Here is a 15,300-nt window from a genome sequence, read left to right as displayed (position 1 = left end):
CAAGATGCTGCAAAAAACACGGGGTATTGCCCTCAGTTATATCCGTTACCGCGAGTCATCCATCATTGCCCGCATTTATACTGAAGAGTTCGGTCTGCAAAGCTATATGGTAAATGGCGTTCGATCGGCCCGGAGCAAGAATAATAAGATTGCTTTATTTCAGCCACTTACCTTGCTGGATATGGTGGTTTACAACAAACCCGACCGTGATCTGCATCGGCTGTCGGAAATGAAAACGAGTTACCCGTTTCAGAGTCTGCCGTTTGAGGTGAGTAAGTCAACAATTGCCTTGTTTGTGACGGAGATGCTGAACAAAGTCCTAAAAGAAGAAGCCAGCAATCCGATGATGTATCGTTTCCTGGTCGATTCAGTCCTGTTTCTGGAAGAGGCCCGATCTAACTACGAAAATTTCCACCTCACTTTTCTGCTGAAACTGTCGTTTTTCCTGGGTTTCGGCCCCGAATCGGCCCGCGAATTCGACAATCAGCTCCGTGAAAACTCTTATCCATTTCTGCCCGACGATGAAATGGAAACGGCGTTGAACGTAATGCTACGTCAGAAACTGGGTACGCCCATTAAATTAAGTCGTGCGGGACGTAACGAACTGCTCGACGCCCTAGTTGCATATTACCAAATTCACATTGATTCGATTGGCGAAGTGAAATCGCTGCCGGTGCTACGTGTGGTACTGAATTAGATTTTCCGTTTTAACTCAAAATGCTGCCCCAAGTAAAGCCGACGCACTTGCTCATCGTTAGCCAGATCTTCGGCAGAACCCTGTTTCAGTATTTTCCCTTCGAACAAAAGATAAGCCCGGTCGGTGATTGAAAGGGTTTCGTTTACGTTGTGGTCGGTAATGAGAATACCAATATTACGGTGTTTCAGCTTAGCCACAATGCTTTGAATATCCTCTACGGCAATCGGATCGACCCCGGCGAAGGGTTCATCCAGCAGGATAAATTTAGGGTCAACAGCCAGCGCACGAGCAATTTCAGTACGTCGACGTTCTCCACCCGACAGCACTTTACCTTTACTCTTACGCACGTGAGTCAGGCTGAATTCTTCCAGCAATTCTTCAACTTTTTCGCGTTGCTCTTTTTTGGGAAGATTCGTCATTTCCAGCACGGCCAATACGTTTTCTTCCACCGATAAATCGCGAAAAACGGAGGCCTCCTGCGCCAGGTAGCCCAACCCGAGTCGGGCACGCTTGTACATCGGCAGGTCCGTTACGTCGATAGAATCGATAAAAACCTTACCGCTATTAGGTTTTACCAACCCGACAGCCATGTAAAAGGACGTTGTTTTACCCGCCCCATTTGGCCCCAACAAACCGACAATTTCGCCTTGTGCTACCTGATAGGATACGTTGTTATTGACCAGCCGCGAGCCGTATTTCTTTACTAAATTTTCGGTTCTAAGAATCATTCGTTTTAGTCAAAAATCATGAGTCATGAGTCGTCAGTCATGAGGGAATACCTGCCGACTCAAGACCAATGACTAAACTTTAATATCCTTCAGCATCAGCTGGAGCAGTACGTTACCGTTGAAAAAATTCTGCTCGACCTGGTAACAGATGGCAAACGGTTCGCTCTTTCGAAGTTGCCGGGCCAGGTGAGCCAACCCGAATCCGACCGCTGTTAATGTATGTCCCGTGCGCTGCTGCCGAACACTGATTTTCAAGTGCTTTTCTTTCATTATAACCGGCTCATCGACCAGATAGACGTCTTCGGTCATGAACACAGGTTGCATATTGTGCGGGCCAAAAGGACCCATCTGTTTCACGATTCTGACGAGCTTATCGGTAATCTCGCTGAAATCAAGCGGGAGATCGATGTTAATAACTGGCGTCAGATGTTCCTCTTTTATCTTACGCGAGACCACTTCCTCAAACTTCAGCCGGAACGCGTCGATATTATTGACTGGCATAGTCATACCCGCTGCGAATGTATGACCACCGAACTGCTCCAGTAATTCGGCACACTCCTCAATGGCTTCGTATACATCGAAACCCGGCACTGAGCGAGCCGAGCCAGCTGCTTTATCATTCGACTGGGTCAGGATAATCGTTGGGCGGTGGAAATGCTCGATGCATCGGGACGCCACAATACCAATAACCCCTTTATGCCACGTAGCATCAAACAACACGGTGCTTTTGGCATTTAGCATGGTTTCACTTTCGCGAATCATGGCCAGCGCCTGCTCGGTCATGCTGCTATCGAATTCGCGTCGGCTATTGTTGTGCTTGTTAATTGCCATAGCAAACGCATCAGCTTCCTCTTCCAATTCAGCCAGCAGTAACTGCACAGCATCTTTCGCGTGTTGAATCCGTCCGGCGGCATTAATTCGTGGTCCCAGGCCAAATACCAGATTAGTGATATCCAGTTCGCGCTGAAAGCCTGCTACTTTGATTAACGCTTTCAGGCCGGTACGTGGTGCCGTGTTAAGATATTTTAAGCCATAATACGCCATAACCCGATTCTCGCCCGTCAGCGGCACAATGTCCGACGCAATGCTGACAGCCACTAAATCAAGACTCGGATATAGGTTTTCCAGCGGAATACTGGCGCGCAGGCAAAAGGCCTGAAGCAGTTTGAAACCTACTCCACACCCACTTAATTCTTTATATGGATAGGCGCAATCCTCACGTTTGGGGTCAAGAACGGCGGCCGCATCGGGCAATTCAGAACCGGGTCGATGGTGATCACAAATAATAAAGTCGACGCCTAATACTTTTGCCTCGGCAACACGTTCGATGGATTTAATTCCGCAGTCGAGGGCAATAATGAGTGTGAACCCATTTTCGGCCGCCCATAAAATACCTTGCTTTGAAATCCCGTACCCTTCTTTGTAGCGATCCGGAATGTAGTAATCGATGGCCGAATGGTAGTTCTTCAGAAAGCTGTAAACCAGCGCCACCGACGTAGTTCCATCGACATCATAATCGCCGTAAATCAGGATTTTTTCCTGTCGTCCGGGCAACATTGCCAGTTGCAAGCGCATAATTGCCCGATCCATATCTTTCATAGCGAACGGGTCATGCAGATGCCCCATTTCGGGTCGAAAAAAAGTACGGGCTTCGTCGAAGGTATGAATCTCCCGCTGCACCAGCAATGCGGCCAGCGCTGAACTAATCCCCAGTGATTGAGTTAAAGAGTCGATAGCCGCTTGTTGCTCTGTCGAACTGGGGAGCGATTTCTTTATCCATCGTTTTGTGGGCGGGGGAGGCTGGGCTATCATAATTGTAAAATTAAATCGGTTTTTATAAAATCGCTACGTAATGCGCTATCTCCTTTTTGTAGTCAGCTTGTGTATGACTGCCTTCGTCTCCGTAACGTTACCAAAAAAAACCAACTTAATCGTTGAAATTCAAAACGTCCAACCGCTAAAAGGAACCGTTTTTGTAGCCTTGTTTCGCCCTGGAAATGAGTTTCCAACCGGAAAACCAATGGAAGGAAAAAAAGTAAATGCCGAGAGTTCAACGGTTAAAGCAAGCTTTTCTGTGGAGCCAGGTACTTATGCCGTAGCTATTTTTCACGACGAAAACGGCAATGGCAAAATGGACAAAAAAATGTTCGGAATTCCGAAAGAGCCGTATGGCTTCAGCAATAATTTCCGCCCCAAAATGTCGGCACCCAAATTCAGCGACTGCGAATTTAAGGTTGGCAATGAAGCCAAAACGATACAGATTGCCCTGAAGAAGTTTTGAATCTGCTAAATCCCAGTTCAGAAATTCTTCGATTCAGAATTTTTTTGTAATTTTACCCGGCAAATAACACAACCTGCTATTTGCTCATGAGCTTAGATACCAGCAAATTTCTCTACGAGGCTCTTACTTACGACGACGTACTGCTTCTTCCGGCTTATTCGGAAGTCCTCCCCCGCGATACAAAGACCGTCACCCAGCTTACCCGCAACATTCAGCTTAACATTCCACTGATTTCGGCCGCGATGGATACCGTTACCGAATCGGCACTGGCTATTGCTATGGCGCAGGAAGGCGGCATTGGTATTATCCACAAAAACATGAGCGTTGAAGCGCAGGCCGATCAGGTTCGCAAAGTAAAACGCTCAGAAAGTGGCATGATCATCGACCCAATTACGTTACTGGAAACCGCGACGTTGGGGGATGCACACAAAATCATGCGCGATGCTAAAATTGGCGGCATCCCTGTAGTCGATGAAGGCGGCAAACTCGTTGGTATTCTCACTAACAGAGATTTACGTTTTCAGAACGATCTTTCAAAGCCCGTTACGGATATCATGACGAAGGATAAACTCGTGACGGCGCGACAAGGGCTTACGCTTGAAGAAGCGGAGAGTATTCTGCAACAATACCGCATCGAAAAACTTCCCATCGTTGATGACAATTACCACCTCGTTGGGCTGATTACGTACAAGGATATTCTCAAAAAGAAGAGCCATCCGAACGCCTGTAAAGACGAGCTTGGCCGGCTGCGTGTTGGCGCTGCCGTAGGCGTAACACACGATCTTACCCGTCGTATCGAAGCACTGGTCAAAGCCGGTGTCGACGTAATCAGTGTAGATACTGCGCATGGTCATTCCAAAGGCGTACTAGACGCAGTACGTGGCATTAAAGAGCAATTTCCTAAACTTCAGGTTATTGCGGGCAACGTAGCAACTGGCGAAGGCGCTAAAGCCCTGGCCGACGCCGGTGCCGACGCGGTGAAAGTTGGCGTAGGACCAGGTAGTATCTGTACTACACGTATTATTGCCGGTATCGGAATGCCGCAATTAACGGCCGTTTATGAATCGGCCAAAGCGTTGCAGGGAACAGGCGTACCGGTGATTGCCGACGGAGGTATTCGTTTTTCGGGCGATATAACCAAAGCTTTGGCCGGTGGCGCTAGCACCGTAATGATCGGTTCGTTACTGGCTGGTACTGAAGAAGCACCCGGTGAAGTAGTGCTTTATGAAGGTCGTCGGTTTAAGACGTACCGGGGAATGGGTTCCGTTGAGGCTATGGAAGATGGTTCGAAAGACCGCTATTTTCAGGATGCCGAAGACGACATCAAGAAACTCGTACCGGAAGGAATCGTTGGTCGGGTACCTTTCAAAGGCAAAGTTTCCGAGATTGTGTATCAGATGGTTGGCGGTCTGAAAGCGGGGATGGGCTATTGTGGAGCCATCGATATTCCGGCGTTGCAACAGGCTAAATTTGTCAAAATCACCACCGCAGGATCACGCGAGAGCCATCCGCACGACATCCAGATTCAGAAAGAAGCGCCGAATTATTCGTCGCGTTAACAAGTTATTTTACGTCAAAAGTCGCTAGCCAATAATCGTCAGAGAACAAGCTACTGACGATTATTGGCTAGCGACTTTTGACGTAAAAGCTTATTTAATTCACAACACTCACTTTCCCAGTTCCTTCCAGACGGACTTTACCCGTACCAAGGAATTTCAGTTTTTTTGCCTGGCCGGTATAGGCGGTGGGAACAGTTACTACGTGCGAGCTCATAATCTGAACCGGCAACGTACCATTAGGAACACAGTTGCAATCCCAGGTTGTCGGTACGTTCCAGTTACCCGACTGAGCCGAGCTGAAAGCAGTCATATTTATAACCGTCACCGTAACATTCTGACTAGCCGTACTCAGACAAACTCCCGAACTGGCCGTCCGTTGACAACGAGCATAATACTGGGTCGTAGTGGTGGGCGAAATAGGCATACTCACCTCTACGTTATCAGCGGTCCGATACCATTTCAATACGGCTCCGGCATCCGAACAGCCCGTTGCATTCAACGTAGTAGAGCCTCCCAACGAAATAACTACGTTGGTACTGGAAACCACTGGCGATGCGGTGCCAAGTACAGTGAACGTAGTAGCCGTGCGGCATACGCTCTGGTTTGGACTCGATACGTAGAACGTAGTTGTTCCGGGCGTAGCAGTATTGGGGATTCCAGAATTTGAAACTCCTACCGGATTGAAAACCATACCTGAAAATAGTGCAGATCCGCCCGAAGACGTAGCGAACCAGTTAGGCGTACCCAGTTGAAAGCCTTGGTCATTTGCCTGCAACGTAAAGCCGCCTGTTACACCCGTCTCATACGTACCGACCACCAGAATGTAGGTTGTACCGGCCGTCAGCGAATGCGTTAACTCCGACAGGTAATCCACACCGCTGTCATCGTCACCACGTAAAAAATTGGTGGCCGGGCTGGCTGGGTTAAACGAATTCTGATAGAGTGACAAATAAGAATCTTCGTCGGCCAGTGTACTTGCTGTAATTTCGAACGTTTGTGAGCCAGTAGTAGTAGCTACGAACGTAAACGATTGATAATAAACAGTCTTTCCAGCGTTATAGGTAGTTACGTTATTACCGGCGGCCCGAACGTAAGTAGGTGAACTCGTTGTCAGTACTCCGTTTACTACGCTGGCTATCTGCGCAGGGACAACTAGTCCTTCACCCGAAGTTACGGTAGCATCCTGACAAACCGAATAGGAACCAACGACGGGAATAATACTCGGATAGACCGTTACGCGAAGCGTTTGCTGAGTAGCACACTGCGCAGAAGGGGATGTTAATGTAAATACATATCGCACAACAATCGGAGACGTAGTGGTATTAATAAGTATCTCATTAATTGCAGCTGACCCGCTGGCGGCACTTGCGTTACTAATACCTGTAACAGCCATTCGTACCCAACTCATTGTTGTATTGGCACTCGTAGACGTAGCGTTATACGTCAGTGGAGTGTTGGTACAGATTGTGGCTGTTATGGGTGAGCTCAAGGAAGGACCATCGATAGGAGCAAAGCTTTCGGTAACTGCACGGTCGTCGGACGACACGCCGGTAGAAGCCCCCGCTCCTAATCCACGTCGGGCAAAAGCACGGCCAATGGCACAGTGATACCGCCCTCCAAATAACATCTGGTCGGCCTGCAGAATGGCATCCCGCGCCTGCACAAAGCTGGGACTACAGGGTTGCAGCCGCAGCCCTTCGTTGACCAGTTTCAACGCAGCAATATTCCCCCGCATGGCCGTTACGCTGCCGGGTGTGGTGTATATATTTGGTTCAATGTAGTTATCCTGCATAATGATTTCCCAGGCCATATCCCAGAGCATAGTTGCCCAGATGGAACCGATACCATGCGGAATCGCGAAACCTGTATCGCCCACTTTGGCGTAAGTAACGGCGCCATTTACGTTATCCATATCGTAGGAATACGGATACAAACGAATACCTACACCGTTCGTTGGTTGGCCGAGGGCATACGTACCTACACCACGCGGGATGTTGGCACTAGCGAGCGTTGGAGTCAGTGTTCCCCAATTGGTCGTCAGCATCAGGGCGAGGAAATCACTCCAGCCTTCGCCCCCCTGCTCGGCATTGTCCAGACATGCCGAATTAGCCGGTCCACCAGTTAATCGGGTCGACCAGCCATGCCCGTATTCGTGCGAAATGATACCATTATCAAAATCACCATCGGGCTGATACGTCGATGAAGTGTTCCACAGATACATCTGCATGCGGCCTTTAATACCATCATCATCCGTGAAAAAGTTAGCGTTGTTAGTTCCCGTGCCGTCCTGCGCATCAGCAATTACATAATCGTTGCCTACGCCACCTTGGCCCTGAATATTGGTATTCTGAAAATTACCACTTGGCTCATCGAAGCCAAATTTATAGAGTACATCATGTATCAGGTTATTCCAGTAAAACAGGTTGGTAATGGCGGCATTCTGATTACCGGCTGCCGTATTCAAGCCAAATGTATATGGATAGTTAAAATCTAAAGTTGCCGACTGTGGGCTGGCTCCCGGCTGATTATCGTGGTTGACGTCTTCCTGTGCGTAGACATTATTGCCACGCGTGGTCGTATAGGTGTTTACGCCGTCGCTGTGCCAGCCATTGGTAGGGCCTGGGCCAATATTGAACGGAGCAAACCGGGTATAAGGATTTACGGATTCGGTACGAGAACCGAAAGAGGGGCTTTCGATTGGATAATCAAAAACGGTATAGCCGTTCGCCGTAAATGCACCCGATTTCTTTTGGATACCGAAGTATTGAGCACCATCGGGCTGAGTAACACCGGCGCATTCGTGAGGGGCCGCTAAATGACTGGGGGTACCGAAATTACAATGAATAACAGCATCCGTTTTCTGCAGAATTTCTCCCGACGTAGCATCAACGTGGATATTCCAGCCATGCTGGTTGTCTTTGGTCAGGAACCGAATTTGCCAGGTAAGCGCCAGTTTATCAATGGTTTTCTTTTTTTTCACCTCCGTACCAACCGGAAGCCAGTACATTTTCACATTTATCTTTTCGCCTGAAAGTTCAGGCAGCGAATAAACTGCTTTTGTCAACGTACCGTCGGCTAATTTGTTGGTTGCCAACACCTGAATCGGAAATAGATTGGTACTGGTCAACCCTACGTTGGCAACGGCTTTCTGCAAAGCCGTCACTGGCGAAATCGTGCTTCTGATGTTACCCGTTTTCGCAATAGTACCGATACCTGAAATGAAATTGTGATTGGCGTACGAAACCTGCTTTTCCGTCAGTACTACGTTCATCATTCGGTTATAGACTTCAACTGCCTGATACGCCTGATTGAAGTAAACATGATACCAACCTGTAGAGGGCGATTTGTAAGCGCTGGACACAAGCAGCCCTTCGATATCGAGTGGGGTTAACTGCTGTTGCTGCACGTTAGCTGCGACGTATTGACGAGCTGCTTCTACCTCGGTTTGGGCGTAAGCAGCAACGTTGCACAACATCAAGGCTACTAAATAGGAGCCAAAACGTAGTGCACTACGTTGAATCCGATAAATGTAAAGCATGGTTATTTATGGGGAAGGTTACGTAAACTCAATTCTGTAAAAATACCCCAGCAACTGTTGATATTCAATAATCTAACCAGAATTCTTACGTTGATTACAAGAAAAATATCGGTCGTTACGTATGTCTTAAAACTTGTTTAATCATTGACTTTCAATTCACTCAGCAATCGTCAGCGTATGAGATTGAATATAGTCCAGCCGTTCTTCATCGGTCTGGGTTGAGTCAGTTATAATAAATGGACACGCCGAACAAGCCGTAGGGCCGACCTGTTTGTGCCACCGGCACTGCGCACGAATGGCACAAAAGGGCAATGCAGTTGGTTCCGATAAGTGTTGGTTGAACGCCATCACCAGATCAATGACACCGCAGCGTCCTTCGCGCCATTGGTTGCAACCTGATTTTACGCACCGATTGGCAAACCGAAACTGTCGCTCCGGAGCGTCAATCGACGTAACGACTTCGGTTAGTTCGGGAGTAAGCAATTCAGGTTCTTCCAACATGCTTACCGACTGATCGGGCCCAACAACACCCAGCAGCAACGCGCCTTCTTCGGCGCGTGCGCTTGGGCAAAGAGTAGTATTTGGGGTTAGCATGTCGATCAGAATCCCTGAATACCCTTTTGTAACAATTCTTCCTGAACCTTTATCTGATCAAGACTGACCTTAAAGTCTCTATCGAGCACTTTAATCCAGTAACCTTTCCAGCGACTCGGCGGAATTACTACGTGTGGCCCACCTCCTCCGGGGAATGCCCCTCCCCCACCAGCCGGACCATCGTTGCCATCAGGATCATCGGGATTTGGATAACCGGCCAGCGCCGACGAAACCACCGACTGAATACCAGCCGCAATTTTACGCTCGAGTTGGGCGGGGAGTTTCATTCCACTGAGCAGGACGTGGAATTCGCTGCCTTTCGTGTTTTTTGTTGCTTCCATCTTGAGAAGTTGATTTAGGGTGAAAACTTCTCAAAATTCGATGAATCAACGCAGCCTTTTTAGCGCAGAACTGCGGAATCTGACCGACGTAGTATTGCTCAATTTTTATTGAGTATCAATACCTTCTCCACGAAAAAAAGCGTAAAACTACGTAGCACTGATACGTTCGACAGAAGGCTCCAGATAGTGAACTGTACTGATAGTGCCGTGCAGGGTAAGGTCGAGTTCGCGGATGCCAATTCGGTAGTTATCAACGGCAAACTCTGACATATCCTGCTTCATCTGATAGAAGGTAGATGGTGAAAGTAAAACCACCAGATTACCACGCTGAACCACTTTTTCGACATGATAATGTCCACAAACTACCGTTACGTGACAGGGTAATTCACGTACCAGTTCCAGAAACCGTTCACTCTGCTGGAATGGGTACTTGTCATCCATAAACTGAACATCGGCCTGTATTGGCGGATGATGCATAAATACAATTACGTTTGTATCTCGTAATGCTTTTATATAGTCTTCCAGCCAGTTCCATTGCTCCTCCGAAAAGACGCCTTTACCAGAATCCAGGAATAACGCAGGGCGACCCTCCATAGGAAGCGCGTAATAAAGTTCGGACTGGTTCAGGTTATGCGTTAGCTTAAATACCTCGGCCATCATTGTCGAATCATCGTGATTCCCGGGAATCACGAAATAGGGCATTGGGAGTTTTTCGAGCTCATTTACTACCCATTGATAAATCGCTATATCGCCCTCTTTATTGCAGAAATCGCCACCAATGACCACGCAATTGGGTTTCAACTCGGTTAGGTAAGCCAGGGCATCCAGGAAGTTCTGACGTACATCGACGCCCGCTGGTTTTACCCCTTCGGCCTCCAGATGCATATCGGTGATAAAGGCAATTCGCATAGTCTAAAAGGTTTCTGAACTAGTTTCTGGACCAGGATTTTAATAAGATTAAAAAGATTTTCAAGATTTGGTTACGTTGTTAAAGGTGGCGTAGTAAGCCAAATCCTGAAAATCTTTTTAATCCTGTTAAAATCCCGGTTCAGAATGATTCTGATTTGGCTTCGTTCCAGTACACGTCCATCTCCGCCAACGTCATTTCGCTCAGTGACTTGCCATTGGCGCGCGCCTGTTCTTCCAGATACTGAAAGCGTTTGATAAATTTTTTGTTGGTACGTTCCAGGGCCGTTTCAGGATTTATATCGATAAAACGAGCGTAGTTAACTAGTGAGAACAATAAATCGCCGAACTCCCCTTCAGCACGCTGTACGTCGATGGTTTGGCTGGACGATACGTTGAATTCTTCTTTAAACTCCTGCATTTCTTCTTCCACTTTCTCCCAAACCTGTTCCTTTTCGTCCCAGTCGAAACCCGCCCCGCGTGCCTTCTCCTGAATACGCATGGCTTTGACGAGTGCTGGTAACGAACCCGGTACACCACCCAGCACCGATTTGTTTCCTTCTTTCAGTTTGAGTTGCTCCCAGTTGGCTTTTACCTGTTCCTCAGTTTCGGCCACAGCGTCGCCATAAATATGTGGATGGCGGCTAATAAGCTTGTCGCAAACCCGATTCAACACGTCGGCTACGTCGAAATGATCGGGAGACTCAGCGGGGGCTTCCGAAGCTATTTTGGCGTAGAAAACCAGATGTAACTGAATATCACCGAGTTCTTTGCAGATTTCAGGGTTATTTTTTTCCAGAATGGCGTCAGAAAGTTCGTACGTTTCTTCGATGGTAAGGTGACGGAGGCTGTCCATGGTTTGTTTACGATCCCAGGGGCACTGTTCGCGTAATTCATCCATAATAGTCAGCAGTCGATCAAAAGCCATCAGTTGCTGCTGACGGCGGAGGGGCATATCCTGAAATTCCTTCATTGATTTCATAACTCGGTACGTCAAAGAACTTCCCTGACGTACCGTTTGCGTTTGGGTAAAACTAGCGAAAACTGAGGAATTGGCGAAGGGAAAAAGTGGAAAGTAATACGTAGCGATTTTGGGATGCTTTCGCTCCAGCGGCCCGGCTTCGTTAGTAAGACAAAAATGCTTTCAATGACCTTATTTCTCTACATTACTATCAGCTCTATAAACTTTTTTCTACCCATATTAACAAATATGAATTTATCTTACTTACTTTGCTACACAAAGTACTTTTAAAATAGAGATGCAACCACATTCTGCGCATTATTCAGACCTGTCGCTTCCGCGCGACGCCCGGCCAGGTAAAGGCTTACGGGCACTGACCCTGCTAACCATTGCCGGATTTAGTTTAGTCACGCTACGTGGCTTGCTGACCGGAAACTGGTGGTTCTTTATCATGCTCGACTGGAACCTGTTTCTGGCGTGGTTTCCCCTGGGCGTTGTGCTGGTGCTACGTGATTTACGAGCAAACGGCGGGCCGGGTACGTGGTTTCGAAGTCGTTGGTTATTAATTGGTTCACTGCTGCTCTGGATGGCTTTTGTGCCGAACGCTCCATACATCATCACTGACCTGTTTCACATCACGCACATTCCGCAGCCGCTGCTCTGGTTCGATACCATGTCGATCTTTATATATGCCCTCACAGGTTTGTTGATTGGTTTATATTCGACATTGATCGTCCATCGAATGCTACGTCCACTTATGGTGTCTTGGCTGAGTTGGGCGTTGATTCTTGGCAGTCAGGTTCTGTCGGGATTTGGGATTTACCTGGGGCGTTTTGGCCGATGGAACAGTTGGGACATACTGACGCAACCCTCCTCCCTGACCAAAGCTGTGGCGTTTGCGTATCAGGACCATCTGAGTGTGAAGTTGACGATGGCGTACGGGTTTGTGCTCGTGATTTTGTACGTAGCGTTTTACTGGTACGTTGAACATGAGGAGGATTCGCGGTTGTAAACCTCATCTGAATGTAAAATGCGATCATTAACGGTACATTTGCGGAATGATTGATTTCCGAAAAGTTATTCGCAGTTTTGGATTTGCCGGGCAGGGCATTCTGGATTTGTTTCGGTTCGAAAACAACGCCAAAATGCACCTGCTCATCGCTATTCTGGTCGTACTGGCGGGCTTCATACTGGAACTCAGTCGGCTCGAATGGGCCATCATCCTGACCCAGTTTGGACTGGTCTGGGCGGCCGAAGCGTTCAATACCGCTATCGAAAAACTTTGCGATTTTGTATCGCCGGGCATCCATCCGCAAATTAAAGCGGTCAAGGATTTATCGTCGGGAGCCGTATTATTGGTAGCCATTGCCGCTGCGATTATCGGTCTGATTATCCTCGGCGGGCGATTGCTCGACATAACCGGAAATTCACTTTATTCACTGGTTGAACCATCAATTTTCTAGTTCATTTCACTCATTAACGCTTTCACTCCTCAATCATGCGCGAATCGCACGAACACCTGCAAACCCTGACGGAAATCCGCAGTCTGATGGAGCGTTCCTCCAAATTCCTGTCGTTGAGTGGCTTATCGGGCGTATCGGCGGGACTTGTAGCGCTGGGTGGTGCTCTGATAGTATACCTGCGCCTGCGCACCAACTGGCTCACCGCGCTGAGTTATGATGCGATGAGTTATGATCGACTGAAGCGATTCGATGACGTAAGCAATCAGACTTTAGTCGAATTTCTGGTAAAAGTAGCTTTGGGTGTACTGGCATTGGCCTTGCTTTCCGGTACGTATTTCACCGTTCGGAAAGCCAAACGGCAGGGGCTGCGCGTCTGGAATAAATCGTCGCAACGGCTGCTGTGGGCGTTATCGGTTCCGCTGGCAACAGGTGGCGCATTTTGCGTGGCCTTACTCTATTATAAACTGATCTGGCTTGCTTTTCCGGCGACACTTATTTTTTATGGATTAGCTTTGCTGAATGGCAGCAAATACACATTTCGCGACGTAGAATCGCTGGCGTATTGCGAAATGGGTCTCGGCTTGCTGTCGCTTTGTTTCCCTGGTTATAATTTACTGACCTGGGCCATTGGTTTTGGCGTACTGCACATCGTGTACGGTATGGCCATGTATTATAAATACGAACGGAATGCAACCCATGATGAACGACCTGCTGGCTCAGTTTAATAAAGCTTTTGAAAGCAAAGCGCGGCTGAGCATCATGTCGGTTCTGATGGTCAATGACTCGCTGAGTTTCAACGCGCTGAAAGAATTGCTCGGCCTCACCGACGGCAACCTGGCTACACACCTACGAGCGTTGGAAGAGCTAAACTACGTATCGATTCAAAAGCAGTTTGTCGGGCGAAAACCCAACACTACGTACTCGGCTACTCCCGCTGGTCAACAGGCATTCACCGACCACCTTAACGCTCTGGAAGCATTCATCAAGAATTTGTAAGGAAACGCTACGTAGTGAACAGCTACGTAGCTACGTTACGGATGGATGCCGCCCAAACCGCGATAAACGGAGCCGCCTAGTGTCTGCACACAAGCGCTTTTTGCTACTGAACCAGCCGCAGCAAATACCCATTTCTCTTTTCCACTATCGGCCGCCAGTGCGCATAACTTGTTGCCGCTACCCACATACATAACACCATCAGCCACGGTAGGCGTAGTGTTAGGCATATAAACCGATTTCGTCCAGACCGTGCTTCCTTTCTGAGAGTCAATGGCGTAGAGTCGGCCATCAATTGAATTGAGGTAAATAAAACCGTTCACCAACAAAGGAGCTGTTATAATAAAACTTGTTGGGGTAAACGACCAGCGTTTTTTTCCATCTTCACACGAATAAGCGATCAACGCCGATGGTCCATCGTAGGGAACGAACAAGCAGTTATTATCGGTAACAATGTTAGTATGAATCGAGAATGCATCGTGCGTTTTCCATTTCAATGCTCCCGTCATGGCGTCCAGGGCCAGCAAATTACCATAATCGTCGCCGGCATAGACGTTTCCTTTTACCCAGACCGGGCTGGAATGAAACGAGAAGCCAGATTTATATTTCCATTTCACAACCCCATTCTGGCTGTCGAGGGCATAAAACGTACCATCGTTACCGCCGAAATAAACAATACCCTCATGAACAATCGGGCAGTTTTCGGACGTATTGCCTGATGCCAACGTACCAGCCGCCTGCTCGCCCCCCCGGAAGGTCCATTTCAGCTGACCCGTGCCGAGGTCAATCGCGTGAAGCGTCGTAAAATTAGGTTTGGTAAGGTCCCAGGAGGCTTTGTTGTCACTTAGCACAAATACCGTTTTATTGCTGATGCGTGGCGAAAATACAGGCCCGGCCCCCACCTGGTATTTCCAACGTAACGCGCCAGTTGCCGCATCGACGGCACACAAAGCCGACTCGGAAGACACCCCCTGAATGACGATTCCGTCTGCTACAATAGGCGCGGCATCGATGGGTGCCCGACTTAGTTTATTGTGCCATTTAGATTTTCCGTTCCGAACATCGAGGGCATATAACGTACCATCCTGCGAACTAAAGTAAACAGTTCCTTCTGCCTGATGATTGTCTTTTACTACGTACCCGCTTCCCCCTAAAGCAATCCCTAAAATCACAAGTAATTCGTAAAACCGTTTTTTCATCAGCATAGTGGGTTGAGTTATGCTGACAATTTACGATAAT

15 protein-coding genes are annotated in these 15,300 nt (G+C 48.1%); 7 read left to right on the top strand and 8 right to left on the bottom strand.

Translation table 11 applies throughout. From position 1 onward, the window contains the following. Positions 1-4 precede the first annotated feature (4 nt). Positions 5-697, top strand: coding sequence for a DNA repair protein RecO (gene recO, locus ACYVF1_RS30160; RefSeq protein WP_461086060.1), 693 nt, complete (start codon positions 5-7; stop codon positions 695-697). Here recO and lptB read toward each other — a convergent pair. Continuing rightward, positions 694-1,425, bottom strand: coding sequence for an LPS export ABC transporter ATP-binding protein (lptB, locus tag ACYVF1_RS30155; protein WP_461086058.1), 732 nt, complete (start codon positions 1,423-1,425; stop codon positions 694-696). The two genes, recO and lptB, sit on opposite strands and share 4 nt — an antisense overlap. A 72-nt stretch (positions 1,426-1,497) precedes the next feature. Then, a complete protein-coding gene (gene recJ, locus ACYVF1_RS30150; protein WP_461086056.1) occupies positions 1,498-3,237 on the bottom strand; it encodes a single-stranded-DNA-specific exonuclease RecJ in 1,740 nt (579 codons plus the stop codon). 73 nt (positions 3,238-3,310) lie between these two features. Here recJ and ACYVF1_RS30145 point away from each other — a divergent pair, with 73 nt between their 5' ends. Beyond that, entirely contained in the window at positions 3,311-3,706 is a 396-nt protein-coding gene (locus ACYVF1_RS30145) for a DUF2141 domain-containing protein (protein WP_461086053.1), read from the top strand. Between the two features lie 86 nt (positions 3,707-3,792). Beyond that, entirely contained in the window at positions 3,793-5,265 is a 1,473-nt protein-coding gene (guaB, locus tag ACYVF1_RS30140; protein WP_461086051.1) for an IMP dehydrogenase, read from the top strand. 94 nt (positions 5,266-5,359) lie between these two features. On the opposite strand, the gene ACYVF1_RS30135 is transcribed toward guaB, so the two are convergent. From ACYVF1_RS30135 to mazG, 5 genes are all read right to left on the bottom strand, one after another. Next, a complete protein-coding gene (locus ACYVF1_RS30135) occupies positions 5,360-8,803 on the bottom strand; it encodes a M36 family metallopeptidase (RefSeq protein WP_461086049.1) in 3,444 nt (1,147 codons plus the stop codon). A gap of 156 nt (positions 8,804-8,959) precedes the next feature. Further along, positions 8,960-9,397, bottom strand: coding sequence for a hypothetical protein (locus tag ACYVF1_RS30130; protein WP_461086047.1), 438 nt, complete (start codon positions 9,395-9,397; stop codon positions 8,960-8,962). Between the two features lie 5 nt (positions 9,398-9,402). Then, a complete protein-coding gene (locus ACYVF1_RS30125) occupies positions 9,403-9,738 on the bottom strand; it encodes a hypothetical protein (RefSeq protein WP_461086045.1) in 336 nt (111 codons plus the stop codon). A 147-nt stretch (positions 9,739-9,885) separates the two neighbouring features. Then, positions 9,886-10,647 carry a metallophosphoesterase family protein gene (locus ACYVF1_RS30120; RefSeq protein ID WP_461086043.1) on the bottom strand — a complete coding sequence of 254 codons (762 nt, stop codon included), beginning with the start codon at positions 10,645-10,647 and terminating at the stop codon, positions 9,886-9,888. Positions 10,648-10,786: 139 nt separating this feature from the next. Continuing rightward, positions 10,787-11,617 carry a nucleoside triphosphate pyrophosphohydrolase gene (mazG, locus tag ACYVF1_RS30115; RefSeq protein ID WP_461086311.1) on the bottom strand — a complete coding sequence of 277 codons (831 nt, stop codon included), beginning with the start codon at positions 11,615-11,617 and terminating at the stop codon, positions 10,787-10,789. A gap of 286 nt (positions 11,618-11,903) precedes the next feature. Here mazG and ACYVF1_RS30110 point away from each other — a divergent pair, with 286 nt between their 5' ends. Genes ACYVF1_RS30110 through ACYVF1_RS30095 form a run of 4 tightly spaced genes read left to right on the top strand, consistent with a single transcriptional unit; the run spans position 11,904 to position 14,064 of the window. After that, positions 11,904-12,617 (top strand): DUF1361 domain-containing protein, encoded by a 714-nt coding sequence (locus ACYVF1_RS30110; protein ID WP_461086041.1) that lies wholly within the window; start codon positions 11,904-11,906, stop codon positions 12,615-12,617. A gap of 46 nt (positions 12,618-12,663) precedes the next feature. Continuing rightward, positions 12,664-13,068 (top strand): diacylglycerol kinase family protein, encoded by a 405-nt coding sequence (locus tag ACYVF1_RS30105; protein WP_461086039.1) that lies wholly within the window; start codon positions 12,664-12,666, stop codon positions 13,066-13,068. A gap of 35 nt (positions 13,069-13,103) precedes the next feature. After that, positions 13,104-13,793: a hypothetical protein gene (locus ACYVF1_RS30100; protein WP_461086037.1), complete on the top strand. Its 690-nt coding sequence runs from the start codon at positions 13,104-13,106 to the stop codon at positions 13,791-13,793. Then, positions 13,765-14,064 carry a winged helix-turn-helix domain-containing protein gene (locus ACYVF1_RS30095; RefSeq protein WP_461086035.1) on the top strand — a complete coding sequence of 100 codons (300 nt, stop codon included), beginning with the start codon at positions 13,765-13,767 and terminating at the stop codon, positions 14,062-14,064. The genes ACYVF1_RS30100 and ACYVF1_RS30095 overlap by 29 nt, the downstream gene beginning before the upstream one ends. Positions 14,065-14,099: 35 nt before the next feature. Here ACYVF1_RS30095 and ACYVF1_RS30090 read toward each other — a convergent pair whose 3' ends face one another. After that, on the bottom strand, positions 14,100-15,260 hold the full coding sequence (locus ACYVF1_RS30090) for an outer membrane protein assembly factor BamB family protein (protein WP_461086033.1): 1,161 nt from the start codon (positions 15,258-15,260) through the stop codon (positions 14,100-14,102). Between the last annotated feature and the right edge of the window lie 40 nt (positions 15,261-15,300).

It is taken from the genome of Spirosoma flavus (assembly GCF_054778555.1).
This window is presented reverse-complemented; position numbering and strand designations above follow the sequence as displayed.